The organism is Bacillus sp. FJAT-44742 (assembly GCF_002797315.1).
Taxonomy (GTDB): domain Bacteria; phylum Bacillota; class Bacilli; order Bacillales; family Marinococcaceae; genus Thalassorhabdus; species Thalassorhabdus alkalitolerans.
Window position 1 is genome coordinate 299448 of sequence record NZ_KZ454937.1, and the last position, 21210, is coordinate 320657.

Sequence of the window (21210 nt, forward strand, 5' to 3'; positions counted from 1 at the left end):
AAGAGATACTGTGGGAAACGGAAACTACTAGTAATAAAGAAGTTAATTCTAAGGGAATAGAGTATATAAAAAACAGATCTAATGACCGAAGTGTCGGTTACAATCAATTTCCAAAGTCTAAAAAAAGTATTCAAATGTCATAAGATTTGTCTTGCACTATAATACATAAAATAAAACAATAGGGAAGTGGTTGGCGCTGAACGGCAAGGCACACAGCCGATGAAAGACAAAGGCGGCTACTTTAAAGGGATGGCAGTTCAAGAAGGTGGAGGCTTTATAATTGATGTAGGAAAGAATCCTAACAAAGTGGCGGTGTTTGAATCTCCAATTGATATGTTATCCTATTGGTCGATGAAAAAAGAAAGAGTCCGAGATACCCGGATGGTCAGCACGAATGGCTTAAAACTTGTACCAAAACGGAATATGAAAAAGAGGATATGATAGCTATTTTAGAAGAAGAAATTAAAAAAGATGATGTATTTTGGAAAAATTTATTGGGAGAAAGCAGTACATGTATCTTAAAAAAAAGTAGTGGTAATGGAGCTAAATGCACGGGAATACATGTACTCGAAGTGGAAATTGAGGTACGAATACAAGCACTCTGTCCTGGTACAAAACACAGCGAAAGGGATGAAGCGCAGGAACAAGGAAATAAAGATTTTTATATACAACAGGCTGAGGTGCTTGGAGTATCTCCGAAAGAATACTTTAAGTTTTGGAGGAGAAAAGACACGCGACTCAAGCTTACATTGAAAAATACATCCCTCAAACATTGATGAGCCAACAAATGAAGTAGAGGCCGATAGTTGGGGGGGCAAGTTGCTTATCATATACGTAGTTTCCTTGAAAGGTATATCGAAACAAGTGAGTTAACTATGTATGGACTTCCCCATTATTTCATACTGTATATTAAAAATAAGTTAGTCCTACTAAGTATTATCTATTTAAACTTTATTCCATTAACCTTTATACTGAGAGTAGCAATCTTTTATTGCTACCCCTTTTTTACAGAACTTCCTTCGAGGATTTGTTCGGCAAAGAAAAGCCCATCAAAAAGATGGGCTTTTCTTGGTTAAAAAGGAAACAAAATAGCTTTTATATGCGGAACATAAAGAGGTAAGGCTAATAAGACGTAAAATGATTGGGTACCTGTTAGAAGAGGTGCCCTCTTCAGTTTTAAGGTTATGTTAAGAAAGGTTTTTTGTAGCAATTTCCACCCCTGTTAATGATAAGGCTTCAGGCAGGCTGCGTACGATAGAAGTCTTTTGGAATGATATACCTAAGGTGACCATCGTTTGCGCTAGTTCTGGCCTTACTCCAGCCATAATGGCAGTGATGCCAAGAAGTTGTAGAGCTTCCCGGAGCTGAAAAAGGTTTTGAGCCACAGCCGTATCAATCATGTGGACACCTGATACATCGATCACCAGGTACGTTAACCCAAGATCGGATCCGCTTTTTAACGTTTTATCCATTAACTCCTGGGTACGGTATGTATCTAATGTTCCCACTAACGGTAAAATAGCCACGTCTTTTGTGATGGGAACAATAGGTACGGAAAGTTCGATCAGTTCTTCTTTCGCTTCCTTAAATATCTTTTCGTGATACTCCATATAGGATTGAGTAAAACCATAAATAATTTTATCAATGGTTGGGTTAATTCGTTCCGCAAGGGAAGCACAGTCTAAAAAAGTTAAGTTTTCGTGTTGGAAGTTCTTATTTATAAAGGAAAAAATAAAACTTCGGTAATGGGGTATGACTGCTAGTGCTTCATCCAACGGAACATCTAGCCCGGACGTATGCTCTCCTAACTGTTTTCCCCATTTATAGGCTTTGGCTAAAACATGGTCTATATTGGCTTTCGTTAAAGATTCGCCAATAAACCCCACAAACTCAGCTCTTATTTGAAGGAGTTCTTCACTATTTAATCCTCCAAGCCCCTGGTTTTTATTTATTTCTTCTTCTACTTCCCTGGTTATGGCTTCTTTTTGCTTTATAATTTCGTTCCCTATAAGATTCGTTTGTTCTTCATTTAACATCGACGTACCTCCAATCATCCTCTAATATATGTGTCTGGTGTAAGCCTAGCTTACAGCCATCGTAACAAAACCAACTGTAGGAAACCACAAGGAAAATTGTATAATGAGACATGTTTTCCATAATCCTAGGCTGTAATAAATAGAACAGAGAAGTTTTCTTACAGACGAGCTTTTCAGAGACACGTTAGATTCGGTATCAAGGTATCAAGGTAGGGGAGGAAGGGAAAAGTAAGAAGAAACAGGCAATTGCCAATGGGGAAAAATACAAAGTAAAAAGGGAAAGACACTCCACTCACCCTATAGATACTGAGCAAACGTTTATTAGTGAACACTTGGCAAACGAACGTACATACCTCGCTTGGATTAGAACGGCTGGGGCAATTATCGGCATAGGAGTTGTTTCGATTGGATATTATGCTGAAAATCAAGACAACATGGGATTATTCAGTTCCCAAATGACCCTTTATAGTGGTGTTGTTTCTCTTACACTAGGGATGTTTTCTTTAGTATTTTCATTACGTAGCTATTTGGCAAAGAGAAAAGGGATAAATAACCAATCTTTTCGCTCTTCGAAACATATGATGGTCTTTATGAGTCTCGCAATGATGGTTATCACAATCTTTTATGTCGTTTACTTAGTAGTCATCTATTTATATTAATGAAAAGATGTCTTCACTATTCCGTTATCCTTTTTAGTATGGAGAAAAGGATACTACTTTCCAGACTACCGTGGGAGGTATAAGAAAATGGCTAAGACACTGGAGGATACATGACTAAAAAATTCCTGCTTCTGCTTTGTTGTATGCTGTTGGTGGTTATGTCAGGATGCTGGAATGCACGTGAGCTATCTGACCTATCAATCGCATCCATGATTGCGATTGATAAAGCAGATGAAAACAAGTATGAAGTCACCGCGCAAATTATTAATCCAGCGCAATTTGTAGAGGAGGAACGCACCGACCGTGCTCCGGTGGCAACCCATAACGTCTCAGGAGCCTCTGTTTTTGAAGGGATACGTAGACTAACGACTCACATTCCCCGAAAACTATACTTAGCACATCTTAGGGTAGTCGTTATTAGTGAGGAGATCGCTGAAGAGGATTTTACTGAAGTATTAGACTTTTTTTTCCGTGACCACGAAGTAAGGACTGATTTCTTTATAGTGATCAGCAAAGATCAGCCTGCAAAAGATATTTTGAAAATATTATCGCAGGTTGAAGAGCTCCCCGGAGAAAAAATATTTTCCTCTATCACTTTTTCGGAAGAAAATTGGGCACCAACCAAAGGAATGCAAATGGACGATATTATTGAGCAGTTTGTATTAGATGGAGAAAACCCTGTTGTCACCGGCATACAGGTTATGGGAGATCAGGAAGCTGGGGAAATCAGGGAACATGTGGAAACCATTGAAACTCAGGCGGTGTTAAAGTTGCAAAACCTTGCTGCTTTTCGGGAAGGAAAACTGGTAGGATGGATGACCGAAGATCAAAGCAAAGGCTATAACTACATTCGGAACAATGTACAAAGCACCTTGGGTGTCATCCCATGTAATAACGGCACCCTTACGTTTGAAGTGATTCGATCAGAAAGCTCCATAGAGGCAAATCTTGAAAACGGGGAACCAGTAGTTCATGTTACTATATCAACCGAAGGGAATATCGCTGAAGTGACTTGCGATGATGAAATATTGAATCTGCAGACCATTAAAAACATTGAAAAAGAAATAGCTGAAGACATTAAAATAATAGCCATGGATTCAATTCACCATGCTCAAACTGATTTTCAAAGCGACATTTTCGGATTTGGCGAACAAATCCGAAGAACGGCTCCTACCTACTGGAAAGGGGTAAAAAATGATTGGAACACTCACTTTAAAGATCTTGAGGTAAATGTGGATGTTGATTTCTCTATTCACCATACAGGCACATTGACTGAGTCCTTCATTAATAACAAGAAAAATTAATTTTTCAGGCAGCGATTAAAAGAGAAGGGCCTATTTTAGTATTCTTTATACTAAACAGGCCCTTTTCCCTTTAATTAATATCTATTCGGCGTGGAGTCGGGGGGGGGGAAGATTCATCTTTTTTGACGTCCACCATGAGTACGCCATCCTTAAACGTTGCACTGATTTCTTCCTCATTTACCCCTTGAAGGTATAACATTCTCACAAACTCTCCATATTGCCGTTCCTAATGGACATATTTATCCTTCGGTTTCTTCTCGTTCTTCTCTTACTGCTTTAATTGTTAAACAGTTGTCGCTGTACTCAATGTCAATGTCCTCTTTTTTACATCCAGGTAAGTCGGCTTCTGCACCATTTTTAGTACCTTCTTCGGAACGAAGAAGGTGAAAAGGATGATCAAAGATTTTGCCGAAAAAAGCAAATGTTTAGGGAGTGATAGTAGTATGTAGGAAGGATAGACAGAAAGAAAACAATAACCGTTGTTTAACAAAAATTCCAAGAAAGGACCTATGTTGTTCATACACCAGAATTGGATTTGTCTATTTATGTCTGTTTCCTCCGTCGATTTTCCCGTGAAAAGCCGTTTGGTGAAGGATGTGCGTCCGACTTCAGTCGCTACCCATTTTTCAAGAAAAAAACACACAGAGTGTGAATAATTAAAGTATTCGTTCTTTTATTGGAAACTTTTTTAGCTTTTTTTTATACTAACCTTATCCACTACCTTCATTGAAACAGAGTTTTTCTGTGTGGAAAATGGCAGGTTATGGTGATGAAAGGTGGGAAGACCAAAACGTACCGAAAGAACGGACGGGGAAAGAGGGAAAGAGCCATATGAAATCAACTAACTATATATTCGTGGAGGAAAAGGATTTCACCGTATTTCATCAAGTATGGATAAACGAAAGAGATGCGAGTCAAAACAACGAGACGGTCACAACTAGAAAAGAGCAAGGGGTTCTCCTGATTCCCTACCATCCCTGCAAGTTGCTTTCCTTAGTAGCACAAGTGAAAGAAAAAAAGCAAATGGCCCATATGAGTGTGGTTTTATCGGCGCCAGACTTTCCCCTTATCGAGGAGCTTATTAAAATGGACGTTTTTCACTTTTATAGTAACGTTCATTCAGGGGATGCTCTCTTCCAGTTATGGAAAGAGACCCATACCATGCCCAGCTTTGTAGACATCCCATTTCACAAGTATTTGAGAACGATCGCATTGGGATTGGATCATTGGAAGACCTTCCGTCCAAACCATGATCTTGTTATGGATCCAGATAAAGAATGGTATCAACTGACGTTGGAGGAAGAACCAATTAAAAATTACTTGTCCCATGCTGAAATCCACGTGGTCCAGGAAATGATGAAAGGAAAATCTAATAAACAGATAGCCGAAGATCTGTATTTGGCAAGAGCTACAGTCAATAATCATGTATCACGCATTTCACATAAATTATCTGCTAAAAATAAGGCCCACTTGTTGAAACGGTTGATTGAAATGAAACTCGTTACCTTGGAGGAAATCAATCAATAACAAATGAAATGACCGTGAAAAAAATAGATCTCTCCTGCCCGAACCCACAAAGAAGCTATCTAGGCCAGCATACTAGATAGCTTCTTTGTGGTTAATATGATGAGAAGACAGTCTATGGAAGTAGATCCTTCTTGTTTTTATTATGAGTAAAAAGTAAGAAAACTCAAATTTTTTATCCTATACCTCCGATTTTTATACAAAAGACCTACATATCGATGGAGAAGACTCTATTTTTCTCCCATGTTTTAGGCATGCAATTTCCGTTCACTTTCACTCATGCATTTTAAATCATTGTTTTAGGTCCGCAAAGAGAATAATAACAGCCTCTGGCTGAATTTAGAATAGTTTCTTCCTTAAGGAGAGCTGTAAAGGGAAGATACGATGCATTGGTGTATTTAACCTCCAATCCTTCTTTTCATTGTTTAGGACGACTTTTTTAGTGAAAAGCTATATAGAAAGGAAAAAGACATGTCTAAAAAGTTGGAGTGAAATGGGTTGACTAAGGAAAATAAGATTGCAGCTTACGTAGGTAAGATGATAAGAGACCATTTTGGAAAGGGACCAAGATCAGTATATGTGACAATTGCGCCCCCCTACATTACGATGCACCTCGATGACTTCCTCGGCCCCATGGAAAGTGTTTTACTTGGGAAAAACGAGCAGATGACCGTTTTTCACATCCGGGAAAAATTGATGGCAAAGTTGTTGCCCGAAATTAAGACCTATATATTCGCGGTTACCGATATAGAAGTGAAAGATTTTTACTATGATTGGAACCTGGCAAATAAAACAGGCATGTTCATGGGCACAGTGGCAACAAATGAAGAATCAAAAAACGTCGATCAAGACTTTAGTAAAAAAGATGTACTAGAACAAGAAACCATTGCTGTAAGTGAAGAGGTACAAAAGGCTCCGGACAACATATATTCTGCGCAAGTAAACGATCGTGGATTCCTAGTGGTGAGAGAAGGCATATTAGTGCCGATTGAAAAAGAAATGATTAGTTTGGGGTTTGTCGAAGACTTAAAAGTGGCAAAACGAAAACTAGAAAAAAGAAAGCTTCACGAAGCCCGCCGTTTTGAAAAAATATTTAACAAAAAAATTAAAGATATATTTGTTGACTGGGAGACAAACCTTGATAAAAGCATTACTACTTTTCTCATTGATCCTAAATAATAAAGGTCATATGAAATTAGCGCGAGAAAATGCCTTTTTGGAGCTGTTTCTTGATACTCATATTATCTATTAATGGTTACCTCACACGAATCCTAATTTAGCCAACACCTGCTAAGTCTATTTCAATGACAGGGCCTCGGCAGTAACATATAACGTACCAGGAGTCTCTGTTTTTGAAAGCTTGCATCGCTTGACGATTGAAATTACTCGAAATTTATATCTTTGCTCATATGAGAGTTATAGTCATTAGTGAGGGAGACTGTGGTGGAGGATTTTACCAAAGTGTTTGGTTTCTGATCTCGTGATCACGAAGTAAGGGTTGGTTTTTTTAGTATCGTATAAAAGCGTATAGGAGTGATAGGTTTTGATTAGTTATCGGAACTTTTTGCCCAGGGGAAAACCAAATCATGACAATGGAAGAAACACCAGGATAAACTTTGCGCGAAAATATACGTGTTAGCACAGAAAAGGTGGGTAAAGATTTCTCTTACATCTATTAGAAGAAATGAGATGAGGAGGAGGATTTCCTCGCTTTTTATGGAAAGAAACAAAACCTGTAAAAAGTTAAAAAGAGTGTATGGGTTTTGAAGGTTTTATAGCGGTGAGTTTTATTTTCCGTTTTTTTCTCTTTCTACAAATACACCCCCCTTCGTTTAGCCACGATAGCTATCAATTCTAATTCATGATTCATATTATCAGATAAAATCCCTCGCTTTATGTTTCTTTGTATTTCATAATACAAACCCGAAAGCAAAACATTTGAGGCTTTTTCATAGGCAGACAATAAAATTCTCCTTTCTTTTATAAACATATAGAAATACTTTTGTTAATACAATTTATCATAAAATTAAAAATATTTTAATGTCTTTTCTGAAAAAATACCTTGTCAATTAATCAGAAAATACTCTAGAGTGTCTTTATTTTCTTTTGTACCTTCCTTTTTAAGAGAGTGCTTACGGCTGCATTGAGTGTGATCCCCGCAGTTATTCCTATCCATCTGAAGTGTTTCACCATAAAAAATCATACAAAAGTTGCGTTTAAAAATATCCTACCCTTCTAAAAGCTTTTACAGGTTAATCATTCCTAAAGGGTGCTTCAATTCACAAATAAAATGTAGATCTAAATGAATCATTCAGTTAAATCTATCACTGATTGTGGAGGTCTCTTTTCGAATGGTCTGCTTATGCACCGAACATTCAGTATTGTAGGCAACAGCTAACCGATTATTTTACTGTTTAGGGTTTGCAATAAAAAATATTAAGTTTAAGACGAGAGAAATGTTTTGATAAGCTGTGTTTAATAGAGGACAAAGGATGTGATCAAAACCATCCTGTATCACTCTCTTTAAATTACCCTTCTCTTAGTAAACGATAATGTATATATAACCATTTGATTTTCCATTATTTTCAACTATTATAAACTTACGCTATATAAGAGAGGGGTGGTGGAAGTGAAAAAATTCGGATGGTCAATCGTACCTTTAAGCCTTGTCACAACATTAGTTGCATGCGGAGAGGAATCTAAAGAAACTGTGGCAGACGAAATAAACTCAAAAGAAACAGCAGAAACGGAAGGTGAGGTGAGTGAAGGATATTCGGAAGAAGAAGTAGAAAATGCTTTTGCAGGTGAAAAGGTCGAAGTGGTAGAGGCAGGGGAGATGACTAGATTGGAAGCAGAAAGGGGCGAAGTGGGGAAAAGTGAGGTGGGCCATGTCGACCCAGATAAGGAAGACCAAGCAGCGCCGGCACAGGTAGAGAAAGAGACAGCTGCCACTCCGCAATACGAGCAATTTGTTTCAGACTATAACTCATTCATTTCAAAGTACTTCGATAGCGAGTCTCTCCTTAATGTAGAAGAGTTTCAGCCTGGATCTGATTACCACCAACAGATGAGTACCTACGTTACTCATTCTATTAAGGTATCGGAAAGGGGGAAGGTTACCGAAGTGACAATCCTTGGAAAGATAGACAATAGCGATGAAGGTAGCCGAGAATTGCCTGCTGCTTTGGCAGGTTCAATGTTCGCGTTAGATCGAGACATTTTTGAAAGCATCGAAGACATAGACGATTTTTTAGTCAATAAATCCGAGTTTGCCACTTATGTAAATGAAGATGGTTGGGAGACGATCAAGGCTGAAACCGATTTAGTTGAATACTTACTTATTGATAGGGACGACGGAATGATCATAACCATGAAACGAAAATAAGGCGTCCTGTTCGGGGCGCTTTTACTTTGTTTATTTTCACCATTCTTATTGCTGATTCGGTGGCTGACTTGATCTGTTGGATCCTATTATTATCTTGAACATCCACTTTCCCCGGTTAGGAGGGGATCGTATTAGCTAGTAGCATTGTTCCAGTAGTACAGAAAATGCATACTAGAGTTCTCTATTGCGGTCCCATAAACAAGTCAGTAATAAGAGATAACTCCTATATACACAAACATTTCTTCGAATATTCCTTCCTTTGAATATTCCTTTCTTCGGGTATGTAGTTATAGTAGGCGGCTGTTTTTCCAGAGGGAGAGTCCTCCCTTTTTTTACCCTAATTTCCGTATGTGATTTTTACATTCACTGAGGAAGGGAGGGGGGAACCGGAAATAATCTCAGGCTTTCTGGTTGGTAAAATAAATGTTTTATATAATAATGAATCTTCAATGATTAAAACACTCTGCTCTCGGAGGACCAGGGGCAGATCCTTTAACATGAATGATTTTATTCAACAAAGAGCTTATTCTTTGTTAAACATCATGCGCTTTGTATCTCACAGATATGTTCAGGCCTTGGTGAAAATATTGATATTCATTAAGGAGGTCGTCTAACTCTTGGCTGGTCACGATAGTTCTACTGTCAGTCACACCATATTGATTGGCAGTTTTGTACATTTCTTTTCTTTTACTTTGTATTTTGTATAGTAAATCTTTGTTGTCACTATCCTTCATGGCACGTAGGTCCTCCTTTGGTTTTTTACAAATACAATAAAAAATACGTCTTTGATCTTACCAGAAATAGTGGAGAAAGTATGTTGAAACTTGTTTTAACAACCAAGTTTTTAACGCGATTTTATTGCAAATTATGTTGCTCATAGAGGTAACTTAATAATATAAAAACGTTTATAACTGAGGAGAGTATGTGTGTCCAGTTTTCCTTAGTGAAATTAAAAAGAATGTTAGGGAAATAGGGGAGCATCAGATAAAAGAAGTTCTTTTTACTTTGTATTTATCCTCATAAGAAGACCTTTCTCAGGACGGTATTACTCGGAGACAGGATAAGGCTTCAAACTAACTGTTACAATGAACCTCAATATATAGACCGTTTGAAGAGGTGATTATTTGTATGTATTTCTTTTTAAAGGTGCTCGCTAACACGGGCGTTCATTTTCACCTATAAGTTTAGAAAACAATAAAAGTGGTAATAGGCTATTACCATCATTCTTTTAAATTAAGGAGGAAGATACTCATGGCACAAAATGATAAGAACCGAAAAATGAGTCGTGAAGAAGCAGGTCAAAAAGGTGGAGAAACGACAAGCCGCGAACATGGGCAAGAATTTTATGAAGAAATAGGAGAAAAAGGCGGAGAAAAAACCAGCGAAAAGTACAGCAAGAAACATTTCCAGGACATTGGAAAAAAAGGCGGAGAGAACTCTCAAGGTCGACGCTAATCGAGAAAGTAAGGACAAGGCTCTATTATGAGTCTTGTCTCTTTTTTGTTTTAACTCTTCGCTACTTTACGTTTGGACCAAACTTTCCGCGATTAGCAGCTTCCCTAAATTATTCCTAGTAACAAGAAGTAAGTGTGAGACCAAAAGAATGACATCACGTTGTTTCAACTTAATCAGTAAAGAGATCGGGTATAAACGAGAAGCTTATAGCAAAAAATGAAAATGGGACTCGGGTTATCCATAGGATACACATCTTTCACATCTGGAGTCCCATCCACTCAAAATAGCAGGAGTCATTGTACTTCTGTAGTGTAAAATGAAAAAGAAATTAGGGAGAAGAACATGGTTCAGTCCAGATTGAGAGAGATCAAAGAAAAAGTAAAACAGGCACAACTCAGAGGCGTCGAAACTCTATTGACACCTAATGAAGTGACATGGTTAATTGAGCAAGCTGAAAAAGCAGATGAACTTGAAGTGCAACTAGGCCTTCATTTTAATCAGTGGTTCAATGCCTGTCTGCTGGTTGTAGGTAGAGAGAAAGCCCACGAGATCCTTACGTATTTACCAGTCTTTGGGGAGGGAAAAAAAGAGGATTAGGTAAACAAGCCTTTAGCGGGAGCTAATATCACAATGGTGAGAATGAGGATATTGTCAGCATACAGGACCACGACCCGGCACAACCTCTTTAAGCTACCGTATAAAAAATCGATCAGCTGTCCCCTTGCCTACTCGATGCGTTCTTTGAGGCGGTTAAATAACACTACAAAGTCGTGAAAAGCCATGTGAACAGCGGCAGTGCGAAAGAGTCATACTGTACTTTTTAACCGCTGACGGTCTTGGTAGAAGGGAAAGAAAATAGGTACTCTCCATTTGAAATACCAAGATATAAAGAAAGAATAAACTGCTGGTCCGCAGTGCAAAAAGAGTGGGAGCACCCGAGAGAAGCCAACCTTACTAAAAAGCAGGATTATTAATAATCCGTTTTTAACTGGCCGTGCGCTTTTTTTATAAAGAGAATTAATAGCTTTAACGCACTTTCTAAATCAACCAGTTTTTTATAAAAGCGTTGTCTTTTATTTGCGTCATTTTGAATCAGTTTATCGTTTTTTAATAAATTAAGATTTCTGACTAATGCCTCCAGAATATCTTCCTCTAAAGGAATAGGTAAAGGAAATAAATCCTCAACATCAGATTTAATATCTTCTTTTTCTATACTTTGGTTTAACAATATTTTCTTAACTGCAATCGTAGGAGACCGAGTGGGATCTTCTTTCCAATCTTCAAAAAACTTTTGTAATGAAGGATCATTATTATTTTCTTTTATAATTGTAACGATCTTTTTACTGACCCAGCATCCTAATTCAGACCTTGCCGTTTGCCATTCTTCCATTCTTTTTAGGAGCTCGTCATACCCATGAACTTTAAGAAACCTTGGTATTTCTATACTCATAGCCCCGCTAGTTATTGTATCCCATTTATCGAAATCAAAGATAAGAAAGAGAGATTCTTTATTTCTTTTAACTTGAGTTTGTATTTCTTCAAATAAAGGTGAATAAATGTCTTTTTCTCTTCTAACAGCTCCTGCACTTTTCAATTGCTTGTTGTGAACATATAAACTCCCGTAAAAAGTTAGCGCGCCCCCTAACACAGCGCCTATTAAACCTGCTAGGCCTGGATCGGAAACAGGAACACCAAAGAAGTTGTTTATTATAAACAGCAAGACAGATATAAAAGAAATGATGATCAATCCTAATAAAAAAGGTGTTACATAATGTTTAATTTTAATCCACCTGACAATGATCCTCAGCCTATAATTATCTAAAAAATTTAACATCTATCCATGTCCTTTATCCATTTTTTAACACACGGCCTAAAGGTAAGTTTCTGTTTGAGGTTTCTGATATTCCTACCAATTTTTGTTTTTCCTCAAATTCTATTGTGGTCAGAATGAAACGAGTATATTAATAGGAATATACAAGGTTTTCATAAATATTCCTTTCTTTAAAAAAGGATGGTGACGAAAGGAATTAGGCAATGAAGGAGAGGGGGAAGACACTGGGAAGCAGATGCTTCCTTTGAAAGCGGAAGAGTTTGGCAAATATCGATGGTTAGGGCAGGGGAAGCGTCTAGTGGGGAGATCAACTGGAACGGTCATTGCGACTCTGTTGGCAAGTGGGTATAAAAGCTGGCAAGTGACAGAACAACCAGCAGGTCCAGGCATAGCAAGAAACATCACTAATTGAGTCCCCCTTGATAGGGAATCGGGCTCAACTCAGTAACTTTGAGTAATGGTTGGATACGCTTCTTCTTGAAAAAGGTATAGAAACCTGTGCGGATTTACTTCGGATGAAAATTTGCTTTGTGATGTTCAAATGACCAGGTGCTTATTTTATCTTGTGATTTGCCAGTATAACAACATAGAAGCTGTTTTCTAAAAGTGTTGGTCAACTAGACTTAACAAAATACAGACAGCAGCCATTCCTAATCACTTTAGGGATGTACAAATTAGGTTTTTATGTACAAAAAAATGGAGGGATGTGGTTGTTGGTTCCCTCACTTAGAGGTTCCTTCTTATTGTTTGGTGTGGGCTAATGGCAATTTTCTTTTACGCATTTCTTTCTCCAGGAAGTCTATTAATTCTTTTTCCATTTTCTTTTCTTGTGCGAGTAAATAAATTTGAGTCAAAGTATGAGATGAGTCTCCTTTCTTTTCCAAAACCCTTCACCTCCCACAATATTCTTTAAATCTATCATTCTAGCCAAGAGGACTCCATCCTCAAAAATTCGATAGAATTTTAGGTGGGAGGTGAATTGGCGGTTTTAAGTTTTCGTACTAGGATTTTTATTACAATTTTGGTAATACACCCTTATACGAACTTATGTTTGGAGGTGGGGTCAAATGGCAAACTACAAAACGATGCAAGTTTGGGTGAAAAAAAGTCATCGTATGTACGGATATTTTGAAGAAATGTGCTCAAGTTCAAAAAATTTATTTAACACAACAAATTTTTATACCCGCCAAGTTTTCACTGGCTTAACTCAAGAAAAGCCACTGCAACCCCTTCAACAAGAAGTCCTAGAAAATATCCAAAAACATGTGCCAAAAATCAATGATAATCAACAGGCAGCATATCAGAGGAAACTGGAGAAAGAGAAAGCGAAACCAGTTGAAAAACGAAAAGAAATTAAATGCAACTTGTTCGATGAACCATCAAAAGAGAATCCGTTTGTTGATTACAACTTTATGGATGCTCTTTTTAAGTCGATGATTCAGCAGGATTATCGTTCGTTGCCAACCCAATCTAGTCAAGGAATTATGAAAGCTGTATTCCACAACTGGAAATCTTTTTATTCCAGCTTGCGGGAATATAAGGCGAATCCTAAGAAGTTTAAAGCTAGACCGAAAATCCCTGGATACAGTCGCAATAAAGAAAAAGAAGTTTCTTTTTCAAACCAAGATTGTGTTATAAAGGAAAGCAAATTCTTAAAGTTTCCCAAAACAAAAGAACGCTTGAATATCGGTAAATTAGGTTTCACCGAAGGGAAGCTCAAACAAGTGCGTGTTCTTCCGAAATACGGTCATTACGTTGTAGAGATGATATTTCAAGTTCCTTCGGAACAAGGGATAAAAGAACCTAAGAAACGATACATGTCTGTTGATTTAGGAAATGATAACATTGCAACCATCATCACCAACACAGGTCGAAGACCTGTATTAGTGAAGGGCAAAAATATCAAATCCGTTAATCAACGTTATAATCAATTAAAGGCTCATTACATGGGTATCCTTCGACATGGAAAAAATCATAAAGAAGGGCAATTTACTTCAAAGTGTTTAGAGAAAATAAGCCATAAACGTTTTAATCAAATTAAGGACTTGTTTCATAAAGCGAGTTTCCAAATTGAGAAAATTGCTTTAGAAGAAGATGTGGATACCATTATCATCGGTCAAAACAAAGATTGGAAACAAAACTCGAACATGGGTAAAAGAAACAACCAATCGTTTGTTTCAATTCCACACAGTCTTTTAATTCAAATGATTACCTATAAGGCTGAACGTCATGGAATTAAAGTTGAAGTAACCGAAGAATCGTATACATCGAAAGCGAGTTTTCTAGATAACGACAACCTCCCTGTTTACGGTGAAGATGATTCAAAAAAATCATTTTCAGGTAAGCGTATTAAGCGAGGGCTTTATCGTTCGAAAAACGGAACACTCCTTAATGCTGATGTGAATGGCGCTGGTAACATCATGAGAAAACTGTTTCCTAACGCACTCGAAGAAGCCTTTTCGTGCATGGAAACCTTGATGAACCCCATGTCGGTTGTAATAAAATAAAAGTAATCCCGAAGGCAGGACACAACGGGATAGCGGGGTTGGGTGTTTTTAGCACACCGAAGTGTCAACTCCACTGGTGGTTAATCGTCATTTTGAAAGTCGATACCCCAGAAACCCCCACTTCAAATTTCGTTAGAAATTAAGTGGCGGGAGTATTCATTCCCTCTTTACCTGAAACCCTTTGAGATTTTTATTTATACATATTGTTCCTTTTCCTTGTAGCAAGCAGGAAAGACCTATATTGGCAGAAATCTTTAGATTAACTTTTAAAATTTTCAGAATTTGGTATAATACCTATGGTTCAGTGCTTTTGAAACTATTTCCTTAGGGGGGAATGTTGGTGTCTACACAAGACATATACGATAAATTGAATATCCCTATTGTAATTTCAGGGTTAGATGGGACAGTAACGTTTGCTAACCATAAACATAAGCAGACTGTAGGAAACGAATTAGTAGGCACGAATATTTTTCAATATATATGTGAACATCAACAAACTGGGATAAAAGATTATATTGGAAGGCTTACAAATGAGAAGGATAACAAGCGGGACGATGGGTACGTTGTAGACTATGTGTTCAATGGAAGAAAACAAACAGGAGAAATGAAGCTATTGAATCAAGCGCAGCTTTTATTCCAGTTCTCTACTACCGAGCACCCCTTGACTGACCCCCATGAAATCTATAAAGAGATCACACGAATGATTCTTATGGAAAAGCCCCTTATTGAAATCCTTTTTGAGCTACAAAGTAAACTTGAAAAGTACCTTTGTCAAGCCGGTTCATGCTCAGTCTTTTTCATTGATTATGCAGGGAAGATAGACTACCGCTTAGAATCATATGAGCACATCTCTTTTCCCTTGCAAATTGTCACGCAAAAAGAAAAAAAATTGGGGCAAAACGGTAAAGTCAAAGATCTCTCTGCTGGAAAAGCTAATAAATCAGTGAGGCAGAATTTCTTTGACACCTTCTATGCGTCACAGAATTCGATTGAGGCTGCCCCTATTCTACTGGAGAAACAAAAGGTTGGAGAATTGGTGTTTTCAATTTCTCCAGATGTTTCCCTTAGTAAAGAGAAATTGGATGTCCTTTCGGTGTGTGGCTTTTTAGTGAGCATGGCCCTCGAAAAAAAGAGCCTTGGAAAAGGCCATCCAACTGATGGGATAGAAGCCAAGTTAATTGCTGAATATGCTGGTGACTCCATTGTCGTACTCGACCGAGAGGGCATTGTCCACTATGCATCGCCTTCCAATGCTTCGATCTTGGGATATCCTATTCATGAATACATAGGGAAAAATGCTCTTCATTATATTCACCCTGAGGACTTGCCACTTGCGGAAAAAAAGTTGGAAGAAGGGCTAAGAAGAAAAAAAGAATTTTCATTAGAAGTTAGGTATCTTCGGGAAGATCACAGCTATATTGATATCTCTCTAAAGGCTAAGCCCGTATTATCCCAAGACAATCAGGTACACCGCATTGTGGTTATCGGACGTGATATAACGGAAAAAAAGGAAGCAAAAAGAAGGCTAGAAGAGAGTAAACAACGCTATCAATCCCTGTTTGACCATAATCCTTATCCAGTGTTAACCCTGAGTTTAACCGGAGAGGTTTTAACGGTGAATCAATCCTTAGAAAGCTTTCTTGGTTACCAGAAAGAAGAGCTGATTGGCACCTATGAAAAATTCATTCATCCGGATTATCTTACTTATACAAAAGAATATTTTAAACGAGCCACGGACGGAACCTCTCAAGCATATGAGACCCTTGGGATTCACAAAAAGGGCCACAAAATTTGGTTTAAGGTTACAAATATCCCCGTTAAGGTGAAGGGGAAGGTGGTGGCTGTTTTTGGAGTAATGGAAGACATTACGGAGAAAAAGAAGGCCCAAAAGCGGGTAAAAGACAGAGAAGAACAATTGCAAGCCTTGATTAACTCTTTGCCGGAATTTGTGCTTTTTAAAGATAAGAAAGGAAACCTGATTGAGATGAATGATTCAGCAAGAGCGTTACTAGGAATGGAAGGAAAGGATCCTTTGTGCTATTCAAGCGTCGTCCCTTCCTATAACCTATCGCTTATTCATTCATATGAGCGTGATGAAGAAGCGTGGAAGGAACCCGGAGGCATACAATACGAGCAAAAAATTTGCCACCCTGATGGACAAGCGAAAGTCTATGAAATAGTCAAAGCACCGCAGTTTGATAAGAAAGGGGCAAGAAAGTATTTAGTAACCATAGGGCGTGATATCACTACACGGAAAGAAATGGAAGGAGAGTTGCAGGAAACACAGGAGCAACTTTGGGCTTTGTATAATGATAGTGCTGATCCCATCTCCCTTCTTTCATTAGATGGGAATATTTTAAAAGCCAATCCTGCTTTCTATGATCTCTACGGCTATCGTTCTAGCCCAGAGTCTATTAATGTTTTTCATGACCTCACGCCAGAAGAAATCAGAGAGGAAACAGAAAATGTCATTTGTAGGGCGAAAAGAGGAGAACAAGTTATCGATTATGAAACGGTAAGAAAGAGAAACGACGGGGCATTGATTGATGTCAGTCTGACGTACTCTCCCATTCGAGACAGAAATGGAAAGATAAGTGGGATTTCAGCGATCACCCGGGATATTCGTGATCGAAAGAAAACGGAGGACTTATTAAGAAGATCTGAAAAGCTTTCTGTATTGGGGCAATTAGCTGCAGCTGTTGCTCATGAAGTTCGCAATCCTCTGACAACGGTCAAAGGGTTTACACAGTTTCTCCAAGATAAAAGCGAGTACACCGGTCTAATGCTTTCTGAATTGGATCGGATCGAAGTTATCATTAATGAGTTTTTAACCTTGGCCAAACCCCAGGCGGTTACATTCAAAGAAGAGGACATTGGAGAGGTGATAAAGAATGTTCTCTCTCTTATTAATACCCAAGCGGCATTAAATGATATTGAAATCAAAACTTATTTAGAAGCAAAAAAGTTACCTATTTACTGTGATTCTAATCAAATCAAGCAAGTGTTGCTGAACATATTAAAAAATGCGCTGGAGGCTATGCCGTGCGGAGGTATATTAGTAGTAAAAACCAGAGAAATCTCTTCTTATTGTCAAATTGAGGTCATTGATGAAGGAGTAGGGATTGCCCCAGAAAGAATAAAAAAGCTAGGTGAGCCGTTTTATTCTAATAAAGAAAAAGGGACCGGGTTAGGGTTAATGGTTTGTTATAAAATTATAGAGGAGCATCAAGGAACAATTACAATTGAAAGCGAGGAAGGAGTGGGGACCACGGTAAAAATGTCGCTTCCTATCTTTCATTCAGAACAAAGCCCTTGATCGTTTTAAATGTCTTTATATCAAAGAGAAAAGGCTTGGCAGTAATATTCCATACCAAGCCTTTTTGAATACCCATTGTCCAAACCAAGTCAGGGAGGAATCCCCGTCATGTAATATTCAAACGATTTTTAAAATATTAACAGTAAGTGCTTCTTCCTATAGTTCACGAGGATGCCCTATATTTTTTCTATGTTGTGGTGTTACCTTTTTCCTCTATTTAATCGGCATGTCAGATGATATTCAAAACGGTGAAATACATAATAACCTGGAGCTATCAAGAAATATAAGGAGGACATGGAAGTAACAAAGAAGCTCCTAAACAATAAGCTTTAAACGAAAGAAGGAAACAACGTTTAAAGAAACGTTTCAATTTAAGAAGGTCTTGTTATGTCCACTAAAAGTAAAGATAGACCAAGATTATTTAGCTTGGCCTACTTTATAACAAAGCAACTTCTTTACACTCTTTCTACAATAACTCTGTGTGCCGTGCCAAGGTAACGTTGCACAGCATTTAATATATTCTGCTCCTCTTGAAAAGCACCAACTTGTACGCCGTCTACAATGATGCGGTACATCGTTTTTCTTGTTAAATTAAAAGCGCGCGCTAAGCCATTTACGTGTCCCTGGGCTACAGATTGACGCCAATTCGGATCTCTTAATTTTTCTGCGTCACTTGCATTGTCAATGAACCCATTCTCTGTTAATAAGGCTGACATTCTAGTTTCTCGCAATACGTGAAAATTGGCTTTTTTCTTTCCGCGATTAAAGAGATTGTTAACCTTCATAATCTCTTCATGCATGGTGTCTCTGTATTGCGCTGTTCTAGAACTATCAGATAAACTACTATGAATATAATCTTCATATCCATGAGCAGATCCGTTAAACGCATTAACATGGATTGACAAAAAGTAATCAGCTCCCCAAGCATTTGCCTCGTCTGTTCGCTGACTCAAGCCTCGATCTACATCCGTTGTTCGACTCATTCTTACCTCTACGTCTTGATAATCTCTCACCAGAAGGTCTCGTATGCGAAGAGCAATATCTAAAGTAAGATCCTTTTCTTGTAGGCCATTTCCTACAGCACCTGTGTCTGAGCCCCCATGTCCAGGATCTATATATAGTTTTACCATCTTATCACCTCTTCCCTATATCATATGGAGGAGTTCTCAGATGGTATAGCCATTCCTCTACTTATAAGTAGAAAAGGCTTTCGTGTACTAGCTTCCATAAAGGATCTAAACTTGGTTACGGATAATAGAAGCGTTGTTGGTACCAGATTTGATTTATTTTCCTCGGTAAGTAGATCACGGGGGAAGGGGGGAAGGAGAGAAAATAACTTTATGTTATCTATACCGAATAGATGAATTGCTTAATTCTTATCTAAAGAGGTAGAGAGAAATACGAGTCGCGGGACTTAATAAAAATTGTGAAGTTTGAAGGGGTGGGGCATTTTCTCTTCACCTAGGCCATTGTGTGTCAAACTAGTGGGGCTGTAGTCAAACAACAATTATTACTGTTTCGAACTTATAATGTAAGAGGTAATAGAAAGAAGGCCTTGTGGTTGGACAAGGAGTCCCTTTTTTAACGATATGGTAAAAATTAGTATATTTATATGCAGGATTATCCCACTCTCTTCCTTGAATGAGTATATGTTCAGCTTTATTCTGTATGCCATATCTGTAAAAGGGGATGAGAAATCATGCAAAAGCGACTCTATCGTTCAATACTTGCTGGTACAATGGCTGCTTTCATGGTAATAAGCATTAGTTATATCATGAATGTTCTCAACTGGGGGTTTGTGATCGGAATATTTGTAGGGACCGTTACAGCCTGGTACTATTTTGATTTTAAATCTTCCTAGAGGGTAGGGGGCATAAGGTAATGGGGTAGAGTAACATATTAGTTGTTCGTTTCAGGTGAATCAGGGATATACCTAATGCTCCCACTGAGCTCATTATTGACTGTACAAAAAAGTCATCTTTCTTGTGATAGGTCCCGTCCTTGCCATTACGGGAAGCTCCTTATATATTCGGTAATATAGTAGGGGATTAATGTCTCTTTCCTATTCAACATATACATAATTGCTATCGCTTCCCTAATTGGCATCAGCGGTAATCCTCTCTGGCAATGGACAATCCCCTTTTTTAACGTTCCATATGCGGTTCAAAACAGCGCGTATCTGTTCGAGGCTGGTGGGTAAACTACCAGAAGATAAATTGGTCCTTGGTCCCCGCCTCGATGCTATAGCCTACTTTCAGCTGGCCATTTTCATATAACCATTATTCATTCGTATAATCGTAGCTTCCGGGTCTGTTTTGAATAGGTGTTCTGGTTTATGGCAGATAATCACTTGTCATCTTTTTATGTAACCGCCGTATCGCACGATATTCAGCGTCGTCCACTTTCTGTTCGATCATGCTGGCGGCTTTGATTCCTTCATCAGATAAAGACGATCTACTGGCACGTTCTTTTCTTTAATCGTTTGAGCATAATCTGGAATTGTCTTTTTTATTTCAGGCAAACACATCTTGCAGCTTTTCTTGCAGGTTGGTCTCAAATGTCTAAGTGGTTTTTTGGGAGACAAACGTATACTTATTGGCATTCGTTTCGATTTGGTAATCTTCCCTATCGACAAGGATCTGAACTAAATCAGTAAAAAACGGTTTGTTGAGGTTTTTCATCCCTTCAGAGCGAAAATGGTTGATCGTTTAAAATCCGGTTTTTGTCGGGCGGCAATTCACCTCATGGGAATGTTTTCAGTCATGGAACTTTCTCTCTTGCGACAGGAATACAGCTTTTGGGATACGCTTAGCGAATCACTTTTATCATCATTATTTTTTGGGGATACTTCGACAAACGGTCCACTGAGATCTTTACTTACGCAACTGCAGGGAAGGTACTTGGATTACCACTGACCTGACAATGTATTAATGGAGAAAGTCAAAAAACACTTGAATAAATTTGCAAATTGTAATAATTTCTATAAAATTCATAAAATAAGAAATTCATTCGATTATTCCACTTACAAAAGTTTTATAATAGTTACAAAAGATATGATTCGACAAAATGTTCAATTATTCTTACAGTAAGCGTTTACAGGAAGGGTGAAAAAGCTTATGGAAAAAAGTTCACTTACATCGTCGATTTGGAAAAGTCTATGGGCTTCTTCAACTCAAACAAAGAAATTGTTAAC

At 38.1% G+C, this 21210-nt stretch carries 19 protein-coding genes and 1 pseudogene; 13 read left to right on the forward strand and 7 right to left on the reverse strand.

Features of this window, described 5'->3' with window-relative positions:
• The first annotated feature begins 186 nt into the window (after nucleotides 1–186).
• Both CEF17_RS19675 and CEF17_RS19680 read left to right on the forward strand, forming a co-directional pair.
• Nucleotides 187–441, forward strand: a complete 255-nt coding sequence (locus CEF17_RS19675; RefSeq protein WP_232725687.1) for a toprim domain-containing protein — start codon at nucleotides 187–189, stop codon at nucleotides 439–441.
• Nucleotides 438–776, forward strand: coding sequence for a hypothetical protein (locus tag CEF17_RS19680; protein WP_100401213.1), 339 nt, complete (start codon nucleotides 438–440; stop codon nucleotides 774–776). The genes CEF17_RS19675 and CEF17_RS19680 overlap by 4 nt, the downstream gene beginning before the upstream one ends.
• A gap of 411 nt (nucleotides 777–1187) precedes the next feature.
• On the opposite strand, the gene CEF17_RS19685 is transcribed toward CEF17_RS19680, so the two are convergent.
• Nucleotides 1188–2036 (reverse strand): STAS domain-containing protein, encoded by an 849-nt coding sequence (locus CEF17_RS19685; protein WP_157843113.1) that lies wholly within the window; start codon nucleotides 2034–2036, stop codon nucleotides 1188–1190.
• A 332-nt stretch (nucleotides 2037–2368) separates the two neighbouring features.
• Here CEF17_RS19685 and CEF17_RS19690 point away from each other — a divergent pair, with 332 nt between their 5' ends.
• The gene (locus CEF17_RS19690; RefSeq protein ID WP_157843114.1) at nucleotides 2369–2695 is read left to right on the forward strand and encodes a YidH family protein; all 327 of its coding nucleotides are present in this window, start codon (nucleotides 2369–2371) and stop codon (nucleotides 2693–2695) included.
• Between the two features lie 110 nt (nucleotides 2696–2805).
• Nucleotides 2806–3999: a Ger(x)C family spore germination protein gene (locus tag CEF17_RS19695; protein ID WP_100401216.1), complete on the forward strand. Its 1194-nt coding sequence runs from the start codon at nucleotides 2806–2808 to the stop codon at nucleotides 3997–3999.
• Nucleotides 4000–4069: 70 nt separating this feature from the next.
• On the opposite strand, the pseudogene CEF17_RS20925 reads toward CEF17_RS19695, so the two are convergent.
• Both CEF17_RS20925 and CEF17_RS21155 read right to left on the reverse strand, forming a co-directional pair.
• Nucleotides 4070–4213, reverse strand: a pseudogene (locus CEF17_RS20925) (Hsp20 family protein); the annotation flags it as partial.
• A gap of 25 nt (nucleotides 4214–4238) precedes the next feature.
• Nucleotides 4239–4403 carry an Hsp20 family protein gene (locus CEF17_RS21155; RefSeq protein ID WP_100401239.1) on the reverse strand — a complete coding sequence of 55 codons (165 nt, stop codon included), beginning with the start codon at nucleotides 4401–4403 and terminating at the stop codon, nucleotides 4239–4241.
• A gap of 349 nt (nucleotides 4404–4752) precedes the next feature.
• Between CEF17_RS21155 and CEF17_RS19710 the strand changes: the two genes are divergently transcribed.
• The 3 genes from CEF17_RS19710 (at nucleotide 4753) to CEF17_RS19725 (ending at nucleotide 8908) form a co-directional block, all read left to right on the forward strand.
• Complete coding sequence (locus tag CEF17_RS19710; protein WP_198509052.1) at nucleotides 4753–5526, forward strand: LuxR C-terminal-related transcriptional regulator; 774 nt, start codon at nucleotides 4753–4755, stop codon at nucleotides 5524–5526.
• 495 nt (nucleotides 5527–6021) lie between these two features.
• The gene (locus CEF17_RS19715) at nucleotides 6022–6702 is read left to right on the forward strand and encodes a Na-translocating system protein MpsC family protein (protein WP_100401219.1); all 681 of its coding nucleotides are present in this window, start codon (nucleotides 6022–6024) and stop codon (nucleotides 6700–6702) included.
• Between the two features lie 1450 nt (nucleotides 6703–8152).
• The gene (locus tag CEF17_RS19725; RefSeq protein WP_100401221.1) at nucleotides 8153–8908 is read left to right on the forward strand and encodes a hypothetical protein; all 756 of its coding nucleotides are present in this window, start codon (nucleotides 8153–8155) and stop codon (nucleotides 8906–8908) included.
• Nucleotides 8909–9441: 533 nt separating this feature from the next.
• Here CEF17_RS19725 and CEF17_RS19730 read toward each other — a convergent pair.
• Complete coding sequence (locus CEF17_RS19730) at nucleotides 9442–9642, reverse strand: aspartyl-phosphate phosphatase Spo0E family protein (protein ID WP_100401222.1); 201 nt, start codon at nucleotides 9640–9642, stop codon at nucleotides 9442–9444.
• 517 nt (nucleotides 9643–10159) lie between these two features.
• Between CEF17_RS19730 and CEF17_RS19735 the strand changes: the two genes are divergently transcribed.
• Complete coding sequence (locus CEF17_RS19735) at nucleotides 10160–10363, forward strand: stress-induced protein, KGG, repeat-containing protein (protein WP_100401223.1); 204 nt, start codon at nucleotides 10160–10162, stop codon at nucleotides 10361–10363.
• A 357-nt stretch (nucleotides 10364–10720) separates the two neighbouring features.
• Nucleotides 10721–10960 carry a hypothetical protein gene (locus CEF17_RS19740; RefSeq protein WP_198509053.1) on the forward strand — a complete coding sequence of 80 codons (240 nt, stop codon included), beginning with the start codon at nucleotides 10721–10723 and terminating at the stop codon, nucleotides 10958–10960.
• A 373-nt stretch (nucleotides 10961–11333) separates the two neighbouring features.
• Here the strand turns inward: CEF17_RS19740 and CEF17_RS19745 are convergent, their stop codons facing one another.
• The gene (locus CEF17_RS19745; protein WP_100401225.1) at nucleotides 11334–12197 is read right to left on the reverse strand and encodes a hypothetical protein; all 864 of its coding nucleotides are present in this window, start codon (nucleotides 12195–12197) and stop codon (nucleotides 11334–11336) included.
• Between the two features lie 232 nt (nucleotides 12198–12429).
• Between CEF17_RS19745 and CEF17_RS20545 the strand changes: the two genes are divergently transcribed.
• Nucleotides 12430–12606 carry a hypothetical protein gene (locus CEF17_RS20545; RefSeq protein WP_198509054.1) on the forward strand — a complete coding sequence of 59 codons (177 nt, stop codon included), beginning with the start codon at nucleotides 12430–12432 and terminating at the stop codon, nucleotides 12604–12606.
• Between the two features lie 328 nt (nucleotides 12607–12934).
• On the opposite strand, the gene CEF17_RS20205 is transcribed toward CEF17_RS20545, so the two are convergent.
• Nucleotides 12935–13078: a sporulation histidine kinase inhibitor Sda gene (locus CEF17_RS20205; RefSeq protein ID WP_157843115.1), complete on the reverse strand. Its 144-nt coding sequence runs from the start codon at nucleotides 13076–13078 to the stop codon at nucleotides 12935–12937.
• Nucleotides 13079–13261: 183 nt separating this feature from the next.
• Here CEF17_RS20205 and CEF17_RS19750 point away from each other — a divergent pair, with 183 nt between their 5' ends.
• Nucleotides 13262–14701, forward strand: coding sequence for an RNA-guided endonuclease InsQ/TnpB family protein (locus CEF17_RS19750; protein WP_100401226.1), 1440 nt, complete (start codon nucleotides 13262–13264; stop codon nucleotides 14699–14701).
• A 340-nt stretch (nucleotides 14702–15041) separates the two neighbouring features.
• Nucleotides 15042–18017, forward strand: a complete 2976-nt coding sequence (locus CEF17_RS19755) for a PAS domain-containing sensor histidine kinase (protein ID WP_198509055.1) — start codon at nucleotides 15042–15044, stop codon at nucleotides 18015–18017.
• A gap of 455 nt (nucleotides 18018–18472) precedes the next feature.
• Here the strand turns inward: CEF17_RS19755 and CEF17_RS19760 are convergent, their stop codons facing one another.
• On the reverse strand, nucleotides 18473–19147 hold the full coding sequence (locus CEF17_RS19760) for an N-acetylmuramoyl-L-alanine amidase family protein (RefSeq protein ID WP_100401228.1): 675 nt from the start codon (nucleotides 19145–19147) through the stop codon (nucleotides 18473–18475).
• Nucleotides 19148–19716: 569 nt separating this feature from the next.
• Between CEF17_RS19760 and CEF17_RS20210 the strand changes: the two genes are divergently transcribed.
• Nucleotides 19717–19878: a hypothetical protein gene (locus CEF17_RS20210; protein WP_157843116.1), complete on the forward strand. Its 162-nt coding sequence runs from the start codon at nucleotides 19717–19719 to the stop codon at nucleotides 19876–19878.
• Nucleotides 19879–21210: the final 1332 nt, after the last annotated feature.